Annotated in this window: 20 protein-coding genes; 8 read left to right on the forward strand and 12 right to left on the reverse strand. The window is 55.0% G+C overall.

The window, feature by feature from the left end; genetic code table 11:
• Positions 1-15 precede the first annotated feature (15 nt).
• Genes gspK through gspC form a run of 9 tightly spaced genes read right to left on the reverse strand, consistent with a single transcriptional unit; the run spans position 16 to position 8,361 of the window.
• Positions 16-1,032 (reverse strand): type II secretion system minor pseudopilin GspK, encoded by a 1,017-nt coding sequence (gene gspK / locus NQ842_RS16710; protein ID WP_257256093.1) that lies wholly within the window; start codon positions 1,030-1,032, stop codon positions 16-18.
• Positions 1,029-1,688 (reverse strand): type II secretion system minor pseudopilin GspJ, encoded by a 660-nt coding sequence (gene gspJ, locus NQ842_RS16715; RefSeq protein ID WP_257256094.1) that lies wholly within the window; start codon positions 1,686-1,688, stop codon positions 1,029-1,031. The genes gspK and gspJ overlap by 4 nt, the downstream gene beginning before the upstream one ends.
• Entirely contained in the window at positions 1,685-2,059 is a 375-nt protein-coding gene (gene gspI / locus NQ842_RS16720) for a type II secretion system minor pseudopilin GspI (RefSeq protein WP_063412290.1), read from the reverse strand. Before gspI ends, gspJ begins: the two co-directional genes overlap by 4 nt.
• Positions 2,052-2,537, reverse strand: a complete 486-nt coding sequence (gspH, locus tag NQ842_RS16725) for a type II secretion system minor pseudopilin GspH (protein ID WP_014831246.1) — start codon at positions 2,535-2,537, stop codon at positions 2,052-2,054. The genes gspI and gspH overlap by 8 nt, the downstream gene beginning before the upstream one ends.
• Complete coding sequence (gspG, locus tag NQ842_RS16730; protein ID WP_013097349.1) at positions 2,537-2,986, reverse strand: type II secretion system major pseudopilin GspG; 450 nt, start codon at positions 2,984-2,986, stop codon at positions 2,537-2,539. The genes gspH and gspG overlap by 1 nt, the downstream gene beginning before the upstream one ends.
• A gap of 2 nt (positions 2,987-2,988) precedes the next feature.
• On the reverse strand, positions 2,989-4,197 hold the full coding sequence (gene gspF / locus NQ842_RS16735; RefSeq protein WP_257256095.1) for a type II secretion system inner membrane protein GspF: 1,209 nt from the start codon (positions 4,195-4,197) through the stop codon (positions 2,989-2,991).
• On the reverse strand, positions 4,197-5,675 hold the full coding sequence (gene gspE, locus NQ842_RS16740) for a type II secretion system ATPase GspE (RefSeq protein WP_014831244.1): 1,479 nt from the start codon (positions 5,673-5,675) through the stop codon (positions 4,197-4,199). Before gspE ends, gspF begins: the two co-directional genes overlap by 1 nt.
• A 13-nt stretch (positions 5,676-5,688) precedes the next feature.
• Positions 5,689-7,617, reverse strand: coding sequence for a type II secretion system secretin GspD (gene gspD, locus NQ842_RS16745; protein ID WP_014831243.1), 1,929 nt, complete (start codon positions 7,615-7,617; stop codon positions 5,689-5,691).
• Between the two features lie 12 nt (positions 7,618-7,629).
• On the reverse strand, positions 7,630-8,361 hold the full coding sequence (gene gspC, locus NQ842_RS16750; RefSeq protein ID WP_050859822.1) for a type II secretion system protein GspC: 732 nt from the start codon (positions 8,359-8,361) through the stop codon (positions 7,630-7,632).
• A gap of 299 nt (positions 8,362-8,660) precedes the next feature.
• On the opposite strand from gspC, the gene NQ842_RS16755 reads away from it, so the two are divergent.
• Positions 8,661-10,214, forward strand: coding sequence for a peptidoglycan-binding protein (locus NQ842_RS16755; RefSeq protein ID WP_257256096.1), 1,554 nt, complete (start codon positions 8,661-8,663; stop codon positions 10,212-10,214).
• Positions 10,214-10,822, forward strand: coding sequence for a hypothetical protein (locus tag NQ842_RS16760; RefSeq protein WP_257256097.1), 609 nt, complete (start codon positions 10,214-10,216; stop codon positions 10,820-10,822). Before NQ842_RS16755 ends, NQ842_RS16760 begins: the two co-directional genes overlap by 1 nt.
• Here NQ842_RS16760 and NQ842_RS16765 read toward each other — a convergent pair.
• The 3 genes from NQ842_RS16765 to NQ842_RS16775 form a co-directional block, all read right to left on the reverse strand.
• Positions 10,819-11,442, reverse strand: coding sequence for a helix-turn-helix domain-containing protein (locus NQ842_RS16765; RefSeq protein ID WP_014831239.1), 624 nt, complete (start codon positions 11,440-11,442; stop codon positions 10,819-10,821). The genes NQ842_RS16760 and NQ842_RS16765 overlap by 4 nt on opposite strands.
• Positions 11,443-11,704: 262 nt before the next feature.
• Entirely contained in the window at positions 11,705-12,535 is an 831-nt protein-coding gene (locus tag NQ842_RS16770; protein ID WP_014831238.1) for an N-acetylmuramoyl-L-alanine amidase, read from the reverse strand.
• Positions 12,532-12,855 (reverse strand): heavy metal-binding domain-containing protein, encoded by a 324-nt coding sequence (locus tag NQ842_RS16775; RefSeq protein ID WP_006174327.1) that lies wholly within the window; start codon positions 12,853-12,855, stop codon positions 12,532-12,534. The genes NQ842_RS16770 and NQ842_RS16775 overlap by 4 nt, the downstream gene beginning before the upstream one ends.
• A gap of 107 nt (positions 12,856-12,962) precedes the next feature.
• Here NQ842_RS16775 and NQ842_RS16780 point away from each other — a divergent pair, with 107 nt between their 5' ends.
• The 6 genes from NQ842_RS16780 to artJ all read left to right on the forward strand — a co-directional run bounded on the left by NQ842_RS16780 (position 12,963) and on the right by artJ (position 17,466).
• Positions 12,963-13,481, forward strand: coding sequence for a lipoprotein (locus NQ842_RS16780; RefSeq protein WP_014831237.1), 519 nt, complete (start codon positions 12,963-12,965; stop codon positions 13,479-13,481).
• Positions 13,482-13,707: 226 nt separating this feature from the next.
• The gene (gene artP / locus NQ842_RS16785; RefSeq protein WP_013097360.1) at positions 13,708-14,436 is read left to right on the forward strand and encodes an arginine ABC transporter ATP-binding protein ArtP; all 729 of its coding nucleotides are present in this window, start codon (positions 13,708-13,710) and stop codon (positions 14,434-14,436) included.
• Between the two features lie 20 nt (positions 14,437-14,456).
• Positions 14,457-15,188 (forward strand): arginine ABC transporter substrate-binding protein ArtI, encoded by a 732-nt coding sequence (gene artI, locus NQ842_RS16790; RefSeq protein ID WP_014831236.1) that lies wholly within the window; start codon positions 14,457-14,459, stop codon positions 15,186-15,188.
• A gap of 6 nt (positions 15,189-15,194) precedes the next feature.
• Positions 15,195-15,911 (forward strand): arginine ABC transporter permease ArtQ, encoded by a 717-nt coding sequence (gene artQ, locus NQ842_RS16795; RefSeq protein WP_125365172.1) that lies wholly within the window; start codon positions 15,195-15,197, stop codon positions 15,909-15,911.
• Entirely contained in the window at positions 15,911-16,579 is a 669-nt protein-coding gene (artM, locus tag NQ842_RS16800; protein ID WP_013097363.1) for an arginine ABC transporter permease ArtM, read from the forward strand. Before artQ ends, artM begins: the two co-directional genes overlap by 1 nt.
• Before the next feature lie 155 nt (positions 16,580-16,734).
• Positions 16,735-17,466, forward strand: coding sequence for an arginine ABC transporter substrate-binding protein ArtJ (gene artJ / locus NQ842_RS16805; protein WP_013097364.1), 732 nt, complete (start codon positions 16,735-16,737; stop codon positions 17,464-17,466).
• Positions 17,467-17,502: the final 36 nt, after the last annotated feature.

Below are 17,502 nucleotides of genomic sequence, written 5' to 3' on the forward strand. Positions count from 1 at the left end.
AGAGTTCGTCTTGTGTTATTCAACCATTCGGTAGCGACGTTGCCAGGTAATCACCTTCCCGGCTTCATCATCAACATGAAGCTGGCTGACGACGCGCAGCGTTAAATCATCGGTATTGCCGGTACTGTTGACCCGGAAATAGTGACTGTTGACCGCAAGAAACGCCTGTACCTGCTTCAGCGCGTCTTTGGTCTGCGGATAATTTGTCTCAAGCGCTTTCTGGAACGCCTCCATCGACTCCCAGCCCTCTTCCGGGCGGGAGGCGATCAGGCGGGCGGCCTCGTCCTCGCTCAGCGAGCCGATAAACAGGGCTGCCAGTAGCGATGCCTGTTCTTCAGTCAGGGTGTTTACATCCACCTTGCTGGCGGTGTCGGGTAAGGCGCAGAGCACTTTACTGACCCTGCCGTAAGCCGCTACCGGAAACGCGGGCAGCAGCTTCAGCTCGCCCGGGGTGCGCATCATCTGATTCGCAGGCAGCCGTGCGGGCTCAACGCCGGCCCAGGCATCCGATTCCATCCCCTCTTTGGCCGTTGTGGTATCGCCGTCGAGATAGTCCATCAGCTGCTGGTAAATCTCTTCTGCGTCACCAGCGGAAATACCGCTGTCGGTCAGGAGCTGTTCGACGATGCGCGCTTTGACCGGTTTTTCCGGCAACGCCCCTGCGGTCTGTACCGCGGGGGTCGGATCGGCCGCCAGCAGGTTATTGACGTTAAAGCAGGTCTGGGCATCCTCAATCTGGCTTACCACGGTGTAGTGTTCCCCCTCTGTCTCCACCGGCTCTGTCCACTCCCCTTTCGGCGACAGGCCTTTGCTCTCGCCGCTGGCGTAGGTCTGAAGCAGACCTTCAATGGTTTTTTGCTGGCTCTGAATGGCCCAGCGCAGCTGCTGCTGACTCACCTGATAGCGGGTTTTCTGCAGATTGCGGCAGAACTGCTGGCTGATTTTGGCCGCCAGCGCCGACATCATGACCAGCAAAATTAGCACCACCAGCAGCGCGACACCGCGCTGTTTTCGAACCGATTTTCCGCTCATTTGTTCTCTCCTGACGGAGCGGGCACCGGCTGCGCTGGCGCGACCCTATCGCCCGGTGGCGCTGGCGTGGGTTCGGTAGGTGCCGCCGGGGCGACTGGCATATCACCCGGCGTGGTAAATACCCAGCGCCAGGTCTCGCCATTCTCCATGGTCAGCAGAAGCTCTACGCCGTCCGGCTGATGCGCCGTGTCGGTCCATTTGGTCTGCCAGCTCGCTTTCCAGAAGCGCCACGTCATCTCTTTTACATCGCTGAGGATCGGCACCTCTTCCGGCTTCACATCGGCGGGGCTGTCGATAACCGGCCAGATATCGCGCCACAGTTTTTTGTCCTTAAGCCGCCAGCGCACGCGCTCCAGCTGGACCTGACCGCTCACGCCGTTCAGCGTGTTCAGCTCCAGCGCATCGTCATGCTGGACAAAGACATCAGGCTCGTTGCGTGGCGCGCGTGCCTGAAGCTGGAAGAAATCCCGCTCCAGCAGGTTATAGGCGCGCTGAAGCTGGTTGAGTTGCGTCGCCGCCACGTCGGTGGCGTTCGAGGTGCGCATCGCCCCGTCCAGGATTTGCCAGGCAAGCGTGCTGATAACCGCGAAGATGGTCAGCGCAATCATGATCTCCAGCAGCGTAAAGCCCTGCTGACGCTGAATGTGCTTGCTCATTTCACCTCTCCGGGTTCCGGTATCTGCAGGGTCAACACCGGTTTGTCTTCATCATCCTCGGCGTACACCTGCACTTCATCGGCAAAGCGATTTTCAGCGGTTTTCACCCGCTGCTTGCGCCAGATCCAGCTTCGCCCCCCCATGATTTCTGTGCCCGTCTGCAGGGTATCCGGGAACGGCGTGTTGCTCAGCTTTGCTTCCGCCAGCTGGTTTTCCGCCACCCAGCTCGCCTGCAGCGAATCGCCCAGGCCATGGGTAAAGCGCACGTTCAGCGAGACGGAGTTCATCAGCGCCAGCGCGGCGGTGGAGAAGATGACCAGTGCGACCATCACTTCCAGCAGGGTCATCCCCTGTTCTTTGCGTTTAGTCATCGTTCTCTACCGAAACCGGTGATGCCCCCTGCGACACCACGCGAAAGCGCTGCTTTTTATCGACACTCTGCAGGGACAGCGTGAAGCGGCTTATCTCCCCGTCCGGCAAAAAGACAATCTGCGGCGTGGCGTCGGTTGTGGCAGCAATGCGCTGCGGTGAGAGCGACACGTGCATCTCTTCCGGGAACTGGCCGTGGGTGACAATGCGCCCGGCGGTTAAGGGTTCCCAGTGTCGTTCGCCCTCTTTTTCGGCCCAGGTCACCAGCTGATATTCTGAGGTGGTGATCACCAGCCCAACGATATTGCCGTCCATTACCGCACGGTCTGAACCATATTCAACGAGGGCTTTTAACTGCTGACCGAAAATATCCGCGCCGCTGCGCGAGGGGATTGTCGACACCACCATCATGGCGCAGGAGGCAAATATCACCAGCGCCAGAATAATTTCCAGTAAGGTAAACCCACGTTGCTTATTCATTACTTCTCTTTTTTATCTAAAGACCAGTTGGTAATATCATCCGCGGTATTCGCTTCGGCATCCGGGCCCGCAGAGAAAACATCCACTGCGCCATGTTCACCCGGGCTGACCAGAATATAATCATTGCCCCATGGATCTTCCGGCAGTCGGCGAATATAGCCATCATCACGGTAGTTTTTCGGGATTGGCGCGATATCAGGTTTGGTGACCAGCGCCTGCAAACCCTGCTCCGTCGTGGGGTAACGGTGGTTATCCAGCTTGTACATATCCAGTGAACCTTCCAGCGCCACAATATCGCTGGTTGCTTTCTGGGCATCGGCTTTTTCTTTATTCCCCATTAAATTTGGTACCACCATACTGGCGAGCACACCGAGAATAACGATCACCACCATTAATTCGAGCAAGGTAAAACCAGCCTGACCTTTCAGGCTATTTCGTTTTAAAGACATATTTAACCCACCATATTATTGAGCTGAAGAAGCGGTTGTAATATTGACAGCACGATAAATAAAACCACTGTCGCCATTGTCACCACCAGTGCCGGTTCAAATACCGACAGCGTTAACGTAATGCGATGCTGTAATGCCGATTCCTGGTTTTCCGCGGCGCGATCCATTAATGAACCCAATTCCCCGCTCTCTTCGCCGGAGGCAATCATGTACAGCATGGTCGGCGGAAAGAGCTTCGCCTGGTCCAGCGCGTTATACAGAGAAGCGCCCTGACGTACAGTATCCGCCGCCTGCTCCAGCACCTGCCGGGCATAGAGGTTTTCGATCCCGTCCATCGCGATATACATCCCCTCCAGCAGCGGGACGCTACTGGCCTGCAGGATGCTGAGCGTGCGGATATAGCGAGCGCTGTTGATGGCGCAGACCAGCTTTTTAATCGGCGAGCCATTCACCAGCCAGCTGTGCCAGCGAAAGCGGTTTGTGGTTTTCTTCACCCACGTCTTAAAGCCGACGATTGCGCCGAACAGCCCCCCGGCAATGTAGATCCCGTACGCCTGCAGAAAATCGCTTACCGCAATCAGCGTGCGGGTGGTGATCGGCAGCTGCTGTTTCATGTGCACGAACTGCTCGATCACCTGCGGCACCACCGCCACCAGCAGGATGCTGATCACCGCCACGGCGACCACCGTCAGGGTGATCGGGTAGACCATCGCCTGCGTCAGCTTGCTTTTCATCTTCTGGCGCTGCTCGTTGTACTCCGCCAGCTTCTCCAGCACATCGCCCAGGTGGCCGGTTTTTTCCCCGGCCATCACCAGCGTGCAGTACAGCTTGTCGAAGGTGCGCGGGAACTGGCTGAAGGCATCAAACAGCGTATGGCCTTCCACCACTTTCTCGCGGATCTCCGTCACCATCGCCGCCAGCTTTTTGTCTTCCGTCTGCTTTGAAATGGCCTTGAGGGCGCTTTCCAGCGGCAGCGACGCGTTAACCAGCGTTGACAGCTGACGGGTGAACATCGACAGCACCGGCACAGAGAGTCGGGCGCCGGTTCTGGCTTTAGCGCTGGCCGCATTTTCACGGGTTTCGGTGATGGTGAGCGGCATCAGCTTCTGCTCACGCAGCGACTGGCGCACCTGCTTAGGTCCTTCCGCCTGCAACGTGCCGCGCCGGGTTTTCCCGGCGGCATCGGTTGCGGTCCACGCGTAGAAAGCCATTACTCATCGCCTCCACGCTCGGCGGTCACGCGCATCACCTCTTCAAGGGAGGTGATACCGCTGATAACCTTCATCAGCCCGTTTTCGCGCAGGCTGTAGGCCTGCCTGAACAGCTCGGTCTCAATGGACATCTCATCTTTATCTTCATGAATGGCGCGGCGCATGGCGCTGTCGACCACCAGAAACTCGTGAATGCCCGCGCGTCCCTGATACCCGCTCTGGCGGCACTGGTCGCAGCCGACGGCGCGATAGATGGCCTTTGGTGGCTTATCCATAAAGCTAAACAGCGCTTTTTCATTGTCATCCAGCGGACTGGTGGTACGGCAGTGCGGACACAGCCGACGCACCAGACGCTGGGCAATGACGCCGAGTAGCGACGAACCAATTAAAAAGGACTCCAGCCCCATATCCCGCAGACGGGTGATGGCCCCCGCCGCACTGTTGGTGTGCAGCGTCGACATGACCAGGTGACCGGTGAGCGACGCCTGCACCGCGATTTGCGCGGTTTCGCCGTCACGAATTTCCCCGATCATCACCACGTCCGGATCCTGACGCAAAATGGCACGCAGGCCGCGGGCAAAGGTCATGTCCACGCGCGGGTTGACCTGCGTCTGCCCAACCCCTTCCAGCTCGTACTCAATCGGATCTTCGACGGTCAGAATGTTGCGTTCATGTCCGTTCAGGGCCGACAGAATGGCATACAGGGTGGTACTTTTACCGGAGCCTGTCGGCCCGGTGACCAGGATGATGCCGTGCGGGCGGTTAATCAGCCCTTTCAGTTTTTCCAGCTCTTCATCAATGAGTCCGAGCTTGTTGATATCTGGTTTCAGGTTGCTCTTGTCGAGCAGACGCATCACCACGCGCTCGCCGTACTGCGACGGAATGGTCGAGACACGCACATCAATCGCCTTGCGGCCAATGCGCAGGGAGATACGGCCATCCTGCGGCAGACGTTTTTCGGCAATGTCGAGTTTTGACATCACCTTAATACGCGAGACCAGCAGCGGAGCCAGTTTACGCGCGGGCTGGAGCACCGGGCGCAGCACGCCGTCAACGCGAAAACGGATGCTCAGCGTGCGCTCAAAGGTTTCGATATGGATATCCGATGCGCCGTCTTTCACCGCCTCGCCGAGAATGGCGTTGATCAGGCGGATCACCGGCGAGTTTTCGTCGTTATCCAGCAGATCTTCGTTGTCCGGGATCTCCTCGGTTAACGCCATCAGATCGATATCCGCATCCATATCGTCCACCAGCTGCTGCGACACGCCGCTGTTCTGCTGCCAGATTTTGGCCAGCATCTCATCAAACGCTTCCGCGCTCAGCGTCTGGGGTACAAAGGTGCGCCCCAGTACCCGGCGCATCTCCAGCAGCGCAAACGCGGGGACGTCGTCACGGATATAGACCGTGTCGTTCCAGAACAGGATGCCGTTCTCCTTCGCAAAGCCGCTGGTACACAGCTGTTTTGTCAGTTCATCCACGCGTCACCTCCCGTTACTCTTTGAAGGGGTTGCGCGTGGCGGCAGGTGCGCTCACGCCGACCGGCATGGAATGGTCCTGCTTTGGATAGGCAGGCAGGACGGCGTTATCGGTGTTCTCAACGATGCCGAGTTTTTTCTCCTCCAGACGCTGCTGTTGACGGGCGCGGATCTGGTCGTATTTCTCCTTCGTCGCCGCGCTGTAGTTGTCGTCATCACGCAGGACGGTGGTATGGATAAAGACCATCAGGTTGCGCTTCGACGTATCCTCCGAGGTATAGCGGAACAGCTGTCCCACCAGCGGCAGATCGCCGAGCAGCGGCACTTTCGACACGTTCTGTTTGCTGACGTTTTCCATCAGACCGCCCAGCACCACCGTCTGGCCACTGTGGACCATCACTTCGTTGTTGATGGTACGGGTGTTGAAGGTTGGGCCGAGGCTGGCATCTTCGGTGGCGCTGGCATCCACGCTGGAGACCTCCTGTTCAATCTTCAGGTGGATCATGTCCCCGTCGTTGATCTGCGGAACAATCTTCAGCTTGGTACCAACGGTTTTACGCTCAACCGAGTTAAACACGTTGTCGCCGCTGGTGGTCTGAGAACCCGACAGCACCGGCACATCCTGACCCACGTTGAATGACGCCTCTTTGTTATCCAGCGTCACCACGCTTGGCGTGGAGAGAATATCGTTCTTGCCGCTGGTGGAAAGCGCGGTCAGGAGTGCGCCATAGTCACCGTTGAAGAAACCGGTCGCGAGGCCGGTAAAGGAGGCTCCTTTGATCGTGCCGTTTTTGATCTGGCTAATGGGCAGACCGGTCGAGCCGAACTGCACGCCGCCGTGTTTGCCGGTCCACTGCACGCCGAGATCCATGCCGTTACCGTCCTGCACTTCCGCGATGATGGCTTCCACCAGCACCTGCGGACGACGAATATCCAGCTTGTCGATCACCTTCTCCAGCGAGTTCATGACGTTTGGCTGGGCGGTGATCACCAGCGAGTTGGTTGACTCATCGGCGGTGATATTCAGTTCGCTGTTGGTTGTCGCAGTTTTGCTTTTCGCCGCACCGGCTTTGTCTTTCAGCTGTTCACCGATACCGGTCAGCACCGGCACCACTTTCGAGGCGTTGGCGTATTTCAGGTAAAAGACGCGGGTATTGCCCTCGTTGTTCTGCTCGCGATCGAGCTGGCCTATCAGTGAACGGGTGCGCGCGCGCGCATCTTCGGTCCCGCTGATCACCAGGCTGTTGGTTTCATCATCGGCCACCACTTTGGTCGCCAGCTGCGGGGCGTTCTGCCCTTTCTGCTCTTCATTGTTGAGGTTGTTCAACATATCGGAGAGCTCTTTGGCCGAGGCATAGCGCAACGGTACGATTTCACGACGCTGCATACCGGAACGGTCCACGCGCTCAACCAGATCCACCAGGCGGTTCACCACCGAGGCTTTACCGGTTAACAGCAGCACGTTGGAGGGTTCAAAATGGACCACGTTGCCGATCCCCGAGGCATCGTTCAGCTGGCGCAGCAGCGGGGCCAGCTCGCGTACCGGCACGTTCTCCATGCGCACCACGCGGGTGATGATCTCATCCCCTTTGCCCGGGTTTTTGCTGTCGGCCACCGGCACGCCAGCGGTACGCGCCACGCTGGAACGCACCACTTTGATCATGCCGTTATCCATTGGGATCACCGACAGACCGTAGAGATCCAGCACGCTCAGGAAGAACTGATAATATTCATCTTCCGACAGCACGTTATAGGTTCTCACCGATACCGTGCCCTGAACGGAGGGATCGACGAGAATCGTTTTATTCAGATTGCGACTTACCGTATCGATAAATTCGCGAATATCGGTATTTTTAAAACTGGCGCTAAAGTTGGCTGCAAACAGCGAACCGGAATATAACGACAATGCGGTCAGCGCCACGCACGCCCATGGAAATTTCTTCATGATGTACACTTGTTAATTGTTTAAAACATTAACCCGAATATTTTCAAGGTGAGCGTGCCGCCTGACGACGACGTCCGCCTCTTTCATTTTCGACCAGTTGGCGATGATATTTTTCGCCTGCGCTTCTTTCGTCATATCGACGTCATTGACTCTCACCACCACATCGCCTTTTTCCAGGCCTGCGTCACGGTAAAAAGGAGACATATTCCGTGGATTAATATTAAAGCCTTCCAGTTGGCCATTATCGATTAACGGTTTTAACACCAGATAATCATCGAGATGCAGACTGTCAGCGCCGGCATCTTTTTTCGATTTCGTCACCGGGCTATTGCCTGCATCGCCCTTAAAATAAGGCGGCTGTTTGAGGGCGAGCGTTTGCTTCGTGCCTTCATACTGAACAACCACGTTATCTTTATTAATTTCATCCACATAGGCGTCGTCGAACCCCACCAGCGGTTCCCCTTCCCGGTAGCTCTGCTGCCCGGCGGGGGTCTTAATCACGGCGAACGACAACCACGACTCATCGCTGCGGATGATGCCTTCAATTTCTGCAGACAGTGGCGCTTTTACCGCCGCCGGAACGTCGGCCTGACGGACCGCAGCCGTAAAAAGACCAAACGTTTTGTCACTGTTACGCGGTTTTAGCGGCGTCTTATCAGCATTCGCTAACTTATTCGTAACCTTTTTATAATCTTTAAAAACGACATAACCCTGCTGGCTGCAAAATATCAGCATGAGAAGCATGATGCAGGGCGTCATTAGCCTGGAAAGGAATGCGTTCCTCATTATTATCGGGCCTTTTAGCAAAGCAGGAATTCGCAGCGGTATGCTGCATAACTGAGTGAACAAATAGTAATAAGCGTGACCAGTGCAAACCACCGGCTTCGCTATTAACTTTAATGAAGAAAATGATTGACCGGAAAAAAAGGGAGTGTTAGATGCAGCCAGACAGGTTATTTTTACTCTGGTGTTAAATTGACCATGACAGGGGCTTACCGTACTTTTCGCCCATTGCTATTAAAGAGAAGAGACGGTAAGTCGTTATGTATCAGAGCCATTTTAAATTCAGTACCCCGCCGTTCAGAAATATCACCCGCAAGTCGGGCGATTTTCTGGTGCCTTATCATCAGGATGTATTTAATCTTCTGAAAGAGAAAAGCCAGCAGGCAGGGATCACCGGGCTCTTTTACCACGACAGCGAACTGCTGGGGCAGTTCAGCGATGCCCTCAAAGCCCACAGCAAATCGGTGCTCTGTATTAATGCCTTTCCAAAGCTGAGCGCCAGTAGCCTGCTCTTCAAGCTCAACCCTGCGGCGAAAGAGAAGAACAAGCTCCAGGCGGTTGACGCCATTATTCGCCAGTGGCGCGATACAAAGCCGACCCACAAGGTGCTGGTGATCTCTCAGGCGCAGGCGATGAAAGCCAGCGGCTATGACGTGCTGAGTATACTGCTTACCCGTGCGCAGGAGCTGGATGTTCGCCTGTCGATTGTGCTGATGGGTACGGCCGACCAGGAAGTGATGCTGAAAGCCTCTGCCCTGCAGGAATATGTGCTGACCTGCCATACCCTGCGCAACCTGACCTGCCGTGAGTGCCTGAGCTACGTTGACGCCCAGTGTGAAGAGCACGGCGCGGACGTCTCTCCGTTGACGCCCGCTCGCGTGAAAAAAATCCACGCCCTGACCAAAGGCAACATCAGCAAGCTGAACGAACTGGCCCATCTTTCCCTGCTGGCCGCCTGGACCGAACGCGCGCCCAACGTTGGACCGCGTCATTTGCGTCTCGCGAGCGGTGAAGCCCTTCCAGCGGCAAAACGTGGTAAAACGCTGGCCTCCATCGGGTTATTGGCCTCTGTCCTGTTCGCCGCCTGCGGCTGGATGATGACGTCCTCTATTACGGCAAAACTGCCTGTGGCGCTGCCGGTACCGGCCAGCTGGAAACAGCAGGTTAAAACGCCAGACGCACCGGTATTACCGGTAATCGACAACGAGGTGGTAAATCAGCCCGATGCCATGCACCAGCTTTACGCCATGTGGGGGTATGACGCTTCTGCCGACGATGCGCTGTGCCAGAATGCCGCAAAAGTGAACCTGATGTGTAAACAGGGTAATGCCTCCCTGGACACGCTGGCGAATGGCGGTTATCCGTGGGTGAGCGAGATGAAAACGGGTGACCATATTAACTACGCCGTCGTGGCGAGGGCAGGAAAAGATTCCCTCGACCTGCTGATGAACAACCGCACCTGGCAGGTGAGCCGCACGTGGTATAACCAGCACGCGACGGGCAATTACACCCTCCTGCACCGCCTGACACCGTCAGGCAAAGACGAAATCACCGCCGCCAGCGACCCTAAAGATCTTGCGTGGCTGGATCAGCAGCTGAGCGTGGCGCTGGGCGAAAGCGAAACGCACGATAAAAACTGGACGGCGGAGCTGATGAAACGCACCCGCGAATTCCAGGAAAAAATGCACCTTCATGTTGACGGTATTGCGGGTGAAGACACCCTGATGCAGTTGATGCGCGAAACCCATACGACGCCGAGCGTGCTGATCCAGACCACCCAGGCTACCCCGACTACGCAAGAGAAACACGCATAATGTCTACCATCTGCCTCGCTGCCCAGCGCAGCTATACCACCGGCGAACCGGTCTGGTTTTCATGGCGTTTGCCGTCATTCAGTAAAATACTCAGCGTGTTGACGCTCTGGTGTCTGGGGCTGTGCGCGCTGATCGTCGCCGGGCTTTATGCCCATGTGTACTGGAATTTACGTCATCCGGCACCGGTGGTGAAAAAAGTGAGCGTCGTAAAAGCACAAACCAGTCTGTCGGATATGCACTATGTGTATGTGACAAAACCATTCCCCCATCCGCAGCCTAAACCGCAGCAGGTGAAAGTGCAGGACGATTTACCGCCGATGGACAATATGCCGATCAACAATGATGAAAATGACTGGCAGCAGGCCCCGGAGGGTGCATTACCGGATAACCCCGTCACCCATGATACCTCACGCGATACTTTGCCCGGCACCGGGGCACACGAACAGGCGATGAAATCTGACGATGAGGGTTCGTTAAAAGCCCTGTTTATGCAGGCGCTAAAACAGCAGCAGGATGATATGGCGAAGGGAAAAATGCCTGCGCCACCGGTTGATGAAACGCCGAATGCGTCTCCTTCCATAATAAAAGGAGACGCCGGAGGAGATTAATATTTTTCCGGTAAATTGGTCAGGCTAATCAGTCGTCCTTTTTCGACCACTATGTATTGCCCTTTTTTCAGATCGGAGAGGATTTTAATAATGGTGCTGCGTGCCAGGTTGGTGTATTCCTGAATGTAATCATAAATATTAATATCGCGCTGGTGCTGAACAATCAGTTCGTTAATTTCAATCAGGAATTCACGTACAACGGAATAGGCACTGCGGGCAACTAAAACATCATCGCGTTTGCTGAGCAAACAGATATACCATGCCAGCACTTTGGTAAGCTCAGGCCACAGCCCGAGCCGGGACATTAACTGCTGGAATTCATCTTTATGGATGGTACGCACTACGGTGTTACTGCGCACCACGCCCTGCATATGTGCGGAATTGTAGAATATGGCGGAGAGACCGAAGATGCATTGTCCCTGCAGCGTAAACATACATAAATCATCAGAACTTCGGCGGAACTCCACTTCACCGCTGACAATAATGTGAATATTATCTGAGTTGCAGGTGGATATTTTTTGCCATTTTCTCAACGTTTTTTCTTCATAACCAACCGTTGCAGAAATAATGGCTTCCATTTCATGATGGGGACGTGTTTTTTTACCAAAGATGCTTAACATTATTATACCCAATTAAGATGTTTAAATAAGAAGTGATCCGGCACAGTGTTACATTGCCGTAAAAATGGATTCTGTATTTTTTTAAATTAATTAAATCGGCCCGGAACGGGGGATTTATATTTGATTCATGCTGTGAATCGATGAAGCAATCTTAATTGAGGACGATTTTAAATCAATTTACTTAAAATGAATTGAGAATGTACTTAAGATTAATCTTACGACTGATTCCGTTAAAGTGAGGCGTTCGGGGGTATCCGAAGGATTACCCCTGCCCGTATTTCTCTAAAAGTGCTTCGGCAATGGCCATCGTTTCCACATCCGCGACACCGTTCCACAGCTGCGGCCTGAAGTGCATCTGGAACACCATAATGATGCGCTTCTGCTGGGCGGGAGTGCTATTGGCCGGTACGTCGTAACCGTAACGCGCGAGCAAATCGAGTAACGCTGCGGTGTCCACGGCCTGATACCGTGGCCGTCCGTTCATATAGAACGCCACGCGGGACGCGTCTGGCCAGGCACCAATCCCCTGCTCTGCAAGCTCGCGCCACGGGAACAGCGGGCCGGGATCGTCCTTACGCTGGGGCGCAATATCCGAATGGGCCACCACATTCTCGGGCTTAATGTTGTAGCGGGCGATAATGTCTTTTGCGAGCGGCACCAGGGCCGCAATTTGCGCAGTCTCAAACGGCGTAAAGTGCTTCACCCCGGCCGTTTTTTGCCAGCCACGGTTCTCCAGCTCTATGCCGACCGACGTATCATTAATACGGTTGGTGCCGCGCCAGAAGCTGATACCCGCATGCCAGGCCAGTTCGTTCTCAGGTACCAGCTGCCAGATGCGCGGCTTGCCGTCCGGTGCGGGCGGGTTGGCGGGGATCAAATAGTGGGAGCTGACGTTTTTGTCCGTTAGCGTGGCCAGCGAGCTGTCAAAATCATCGGCAGTGTAGTGGATAACCAGCACCTTAATACGCGGGTACGCCGCCTGCGCCTGATGACGGGTATCGAGCTCATAGGCGCCTTTATCGACAATGCCTTTTTCCGTGGCGCACCCTGCCAGCAACAGCGCCAGCAGGAGTGTTGAAAACGCGCGTTTCATCGACGGGTTTTCACCGCCGTACCGCTTACGCTCACCATCAGCATGCTGGCATCTTTACCGACGGTTTCGTAGTCGATATCAATCCCCACGACCGCATCGGCCCCCAGCGCTTTGGCCTGCTCGCCCAGCTCTTTAAAGGCAATTTCGCGGGCTTTACGCAGCTCTTTTTCATAAGCGCCAGAGCGGCCGCCGACAATATCTCGGATACCGGCAAAGAAGTCGCGAAAAATGTTGGCCCCCAGGATGGCTTCACCCGTGACCACACCGCAATACTCGGTAATCGGCTGCCCTTCCAGGGTTGGCGTTGTTGAAAACTGCATGGTTTCTCTCCTTCTTTAGCGTTCAATGCCTTAGCCCATAACTTCACCAGCATTATCGGTCCGTTACGCTATGATTGAAAGGATAGTTAATAAATAAGGAAATCAACATGCGCTACTCTGCTTTAACGCTTTTGGTGCCCTGCGCGCTGGTACTCAGCGCGTGTACCACCACGGTCACGCCAGCCTTTAAGGATATCGGTACCCGCAGCGGCCCCTGTACAGAGGGCGGCCCGGATACCGTGGCGCAACAGTTCTATGATTATCGCATTCAACACCGCAGCAACGATCTCACCGGCCTGCGTCCGTACCTGAGCGATGGGCTGGCAAAACTGCTGAACGATGCCTCTCGCGATCCGCAGCATAACGCACTGCTGAAATCCGATCCGTTCTCCAGCCGCGCCACACTGCCGGACAGCGCCGAGGTGGCCAGCGCCTCGACCATCCCGAACACGGATGCGCGAAACATTCCTCTGCGCGTGAAGCTGACCCAGGGAACCCAGACCTGGCAGGATGAAGTGCTGATGATCCGCGAAGGTCAGTGCTGGGCGGTGGACGACGTACGCTATGTCGGCGGCAGCGTTCATGCCCCGGCAGGCACGCTGCGCCAGTCGATTGAGAATCGTTAAACCTTCTGTTTCAGAATTGTAAACCCCGAAAAATGTGCGGCATTTCATGCGGAATGCCGACATTTATACTCGCCGCCCCTGGCCTTCGCTATTTTGTGCTATGTTTAAGGGGTATTACGGGTTATATTTAACTTTTAACGCAGAAATATTGCATAACTATTCTGTCAACGGTACTATCTGCGGCCTCAATTGCTATAGATTGCCTGGATGAGTAAAGACTGCCCCGATGAGTATTAAACTAAACGGCATTAACTGCTTCTACGGCGCACACCAGGCGCTGTTCGACATCACGCTCGAGTGCCCCGAAGGCGAAACGCTGGTTTTGCTTGGCCCAAGCGGCGCGGGTAAAAGCTCCCTTCTGCGTGTTCTTAATCTGCTTGAAATGCCCCGTTCGGGTACGCTGGCAATTGCCGGTAACCATTTTGATTTTGCGAAAACGCCGTCCGATAAAGCGATTCGTGAACTGCGTCAAAACGTTGGCATGGTCTTCCAGCAATACAACCTCTGGCCGCACCTGACTGTCCTGCAAAACCTGATTGAAGCGCCGTGCCGCGTTCTCGGTTTGAGCAAGGATCAGGCGATGGCGCGGGCTGAAAAGCTGCTGGAGCGTCTGCGCCTTAAGCCCTACAGCGATCGTTATCCGCTGCACCTCTCCGGGGGTCAGCAGCAGCGTGTGGCCATTGCCCGTGCGCTGATGATGGAGCCTGCGGTGCTGCTGTTTGATGAACCCACCGCCGCGCTGGACCCAGAAATCACCGCCCAGATCGTGAGCATCATTCGCGAGCTGGCGGAAACCAACATTACTCAGGTCATCGTTACCCATGAAGTGGAAGTGGCGCGTAAAACCGCCAGCCGTGTGGTCTACATGGAAAACGGGTATATCGTTGAGCAAGGTGATGCGAGTTGCTTTACCAACCCGCAAACTGATGCCTTCAAAAACTACTTATCTCACTGATTGTGCCAGGGAAAATGATAATGAAAAAAGTATTGATTGCCGCGCTGCTCGCTAGCGTCAGCCTTTCCGCTACCGCAGCCCAGACCATCCGTTTCGCCACCGAAGCGTCTTATCCTCCGTTTGAATCTATCGACGCCAACAACAAGATTGTGGGCTTCGATGTCGATCTGGCTAACGCGCTGTGTAAAGAGATCGACGCGACCTGTACCTTCAGCAACCAGGCGTTTGACAGCCTGATCCCAAGCCTGAAGTTCCGCCGTATCGACGCCGTGATGGCCGGTATGGACATCACGCCAGAGCGTGAAAAGCAGGTGCTATTCACCACGCCGTACTATGACAACTCCGCCCTGTTCATTGGTCAGAAAGGGAAATATACCTCTGTTGACCAGCTGAAAGGCAAAAAAGTGGGCGTACAGAACGGCACCACCCACCAGAAATTCATCATGGATAAACATCCGGAAATCACCACCGTGCCTTACGACAGCTACCAGAACGCGAAGCTGGATCTGCAGAACGGCCGTATCGATGGCGTGTTTGGTGACACCGCGGTGGTGACCGAATGGCTGAAAGCCAACGATAAACTCGCGCCAGTGGGCGACAAAGTGACCGATAAGGACTACTTCGGCACAGGTCTGGGGATTGCCGTACGTCAGGGCAACACTGAGCTGCAGCAGAAATTTAACGCTGCGCTGGAAAAAGTGAAGAAAGACGGCACCTACGAAACCATCTATAAAAAATGGTTCCAGAAGTAATTCCTGATGAATGAAATTTTTCCTTTAGCAAGCGCCGCCGGGATGACCGTCGGCCTTGCCGTTTGCGCACTGATTATCGGCCTCGTGCTGGCGATGTTCTTTGCGGTATGGGAATCCGCAAAATGGTTCCCTGTCGCCTGGACCGGATCCGCACTGGTCACCGTGCTGCGTGGGCTACCGGAGATTCTGGTGGTCCTGTTTATCTATTTTGGTTCCTCACAGCTGCTGTTAACGCTGTCGGACGGCTTTACCCTCAATCTTGGCGTCGTGCAGATCCCGGTGCAGATGCAGATTGAAAACTTCGACGTCAGCCCGTTCCTCTGCGGCGTCATTGCCCTTTCCCTGCTCTATTCTGCGTATGCGTCGCAAACCCTGCGCGGTGCGCTGAAAGCGGTACCGCAGGGACAATGGGAATCCGGCCAGGCGCTGGGGATGTCGAAAGCGGCGATCTTCTTCCGTCTGGTGATGCCGCAGATGTGGCGTCATGCCCTGCCGGGTTTAGGGAACCAGTGGCTGGTGCTGCTGAAAGATACCGCGCTGGTGAGCCTGATAAGCGTTAACGATTTAATGCTGCAGACCAAAAGCATCGCCACCCGCACCCAGGAGCCGTTTACCTGGTACATTGTGGCGGCGGCTATCTACCTGGTGATCACGTTGCTGAGTCAGTACATCCTTAAGCGTATTGACCTGCGTGCGACGCGCTTTGAACGGAGACCAGGCTGATGCTGGACTATTTACCCGAGCTGATGAAAGGGCTGCACACCAGCCTGACGTTGACCGTGGCGTCCATCATCGTGGCGCTGATCCTGGCACTGATCTTTACCATCATCCTGACGCTGAAAACGCCGGTGCTGGTGTGGATTGTGCGCGGCTATATCACCCTCTTTACCGGTACGCCGCTGCTGGTGCAGATCTTCCTGATTTACTACGGCCCGGGTCAGTTCCCGTCGCTGCAGGAGTATCCGGTTATCTGGCACCTGCTCTCTGAGCCGTGGCTGTGTGCCCTGATTGCCCTCTCACTGAACAGCGCGGCGTACACCACCCAGCTGTTCTACGGGGCGATCCGCGCCATTCCGGAAGGGCAATGGCAGTCCTGCGGGGCGCTGGGGATGAGCAAGAAAGACACGCTGGCCATTTTGCTGCCGTACGCCTTTAAGCGCGCCCTCTCCTCTTACTCCAACGAAGTGGTGCTGGTGTTCAAGAGTACCTCGCTGGCCTACACCATCACCCTGATGGAAGTCATGGGCCACGGGCAGTTGCTGTACGGGCGCACCTACGACGTGATGGTGTTCGGCGCCGCAGGCGTGGTCTATCTGGTGGTTAACGGACTGTTGACGCTGATGATGCGCCTGATCGAGCGTAAAGCGCTGGCGTTTGAGCGCAGAAATTAATCACGCGAATGCATAAAACGCAATTAAGGGAGCGGGTAACCTGATGGGTTATCCGCTTTTTTTTATTACTGAATAAATATTTAATCATTTATATTGAATATAAATTCATTAAATGGCATTGTACCTTCATAAGACCTACAGACGGGAGTATGATAATGAAAAAGTTAGTTCTGGCCGCATTACTGGCAACCTTTGCCGCAGGCGCAACAGCAGCAGATAAAATCAATTTCGGCGTTTCTGCCACTTACCCGCCATTTGAATCGCTGGATGCCAGCAATCAGATCGTGGGGTTTGATATCGATCTGGCGAAAGCGCTGTGCAAACAGATGCAGGCCGACTGCACGTTTACCAACCACGCCTTCGACAGCCTGATCCCGTCCCTGAAATTCAAAAAATACGACGCGGTGATCTCCGGTATGGACATCACGCCAGAGCGTAGCAAGCAGGTAGCCTTCACCGACCCGTACTACGCCAACTCGGCGGTGGTGATTGCGAAGAAAGGGGCTTATAAATCCTTTGATGAGCTGAAAGGCAAACGCATCGGGATGGAAAACGGCACCACGCACCAGAAATACCTGCAGGACAAACATCCTGAAGTGAAAACCGTGGCCTATGACAGCTATCAGAACGCAATCATCGACCTGAAAAATGGCCGTATCGATGGCGTCTTTGGTGACACCGCCGTGGTGAACGAGTGGCTGAAAACCAACCCGCAGCTGGGTACGGCGACCGAGAAAGTAACCGATCCGCAGTACTTCGGTACGGGTCTGGGCATCGCGGTACGTCCGGATAATAAAGCGTTGCTGGCAAAACTGAATGGCGCGCTGAAGGCGATTAAAGCTGACGGTACGTATCAGAAAATCAGCGACCAGTGGTTCCCGCAGTAATGGTTTTTGCCGGGTAAGGCGCTGCGCCACCCGGCA

The organism is Enterobacter cloacae complex sp. R_G8, from assembly GCF_024599795.1.
GTDB classification, from domain to species: Bacteria; Pseudomonadota; Gammaproteobacteria; order Enterobacterales; family Enterobacteriaceae; genus Enterobacter; species Enterobacter dissolvens.

Excerpts from the sequence above, each read along its gene's own strand:
- gspK (WP_257256093.1), bottom strand. The coding sequence starts at position 1,032 with ATGAGCGGAAAATCGGTTCGAAAACAGCGCGGTGTCGCGCTGCTGGTG.
- gspJ (WP_257256094.1), bottom strand. The coding sequence starts at position 1,688 with ATGAGCAAGCACATTCAGCGTCAGCAGGGCTTTACGCTGCTGGAGATC.
- gspI (WP_063412290.1), bottom strand. The coding sequence starts at position 2,059 with ATGACTAAACGCAAAGAACAGGGGATGACCCTGCTGGAAGTGATGGTC.
- gspH (WP_014831246.1), bottom strand. The coding sequence starts at position 2,537 with ATGAATAAGCAACGTGGGTTTACCTTACTGGAAATTATTCTGGCGCTG.
- gspG (WP_013097349.1), bottom strand. The coding sequence starts at position 2,986 with ATGTCTTTAAAACGAAATAGCCTGAAAGGTCAGGCTGGTTTTACCTTG.
- gspF (WP_257256095.1), bottom strand. The coding sequence starts at position 4,197 with ATGGCTTTCTACGCGTGGACCGCAACCGATGCCGCCGGGAAAACCCGG.
- gspD (WP_014831243.1), bottom strand. The coding sequence starts at position 7,617 with ATGAAGAAATTTCCATGGGCGTGCGTGGCGCTGACCGCATTGTCGTTA.
- gspC (WP_050859822.1), bottom strand. The coding sequence starts at position 8,361 with ATGCTTCTCATGCTGATATTTTGCAGCCAGCAGGGTTATGTCGTTTTT.
- NQ842_RS16755 (WP_257256096.1), top strand. The coding sequence starts at position 8,661 with ATGTATCAGAGCCATTTTAAATTCAGTACCCCGCCGTTCAGAAATATC.
- NQ842_RS16760 (WP_257256097.1), top strand. The coding sequence starts at position 10,214 with ATGTCTACCATCTGCCTCGCTGCCCAGCGCAGCTATACCACCGGCGAA.
- NQ842_RS16765 (WP_014831239.1), bottom strand. The coding sequence starts at position 11,442 with ATGTTAAGCATCTTTGGTAAAAAAACACGTCCCCATCATGAAATGGAA.
- NQ842_RS16770 (WP_014831238.1), bottom strand. The coding sequence starts at position 12,535 with ATGAAACGCGCGTTTTCAACACTCCTGCTGGCGCTGTTGCTGGCAGGG.
- NQ842_RS16775 (WP_006174327.1), bottom strand. The coding sequence starts at position 12,855 with ATGCAGTTTTCAACAACGCCAACCCTGGAAGGGCAGCCGATTACCGAG.
- NQ842_RS16780 (WP_014831237.1), top strand. The coding sequence starts at position 12,963 with ATGCGCTACTCTGCTTTAACGCTTTTGGTGCCCTGCGCGCTGGTACTC.
- artP (WP_013097360.1), top strand. The coding sequence starts at position 13,708 with ATGAGTATTAAACTAAACGGCATTAACTGCTTCTACGGCGCACACCAG.
- artI (WP_014831236.1), top strand. The coding sequence starts at position 14,457 with ATGAAAAAAGTATTGATTGCCGCGCTGCTCGCTAGCGTCAGCCTTTCC.
- artQ (WP_125365172.1), top strand. The coding sequence starts at position 15,195 with ATGAATGAAATTTTTCCTTTAGCAAGCGCCGCCGGGATGACCGTCGGC.
- artM (WP_013097363.1), top strand. The coding sequence starts at position 15,911 with ATGCTGGACTATTTACCCGAGCTGATGAAAGGGCTGCACACCAGCCTG.
- artJ (WP_013097364.1), top strand. The coding sequence starts at position 16,735 with ATGAAAAAGTTAGTTCTGGCCGCATTACTGGCAACCTTTGCCGCAGGC.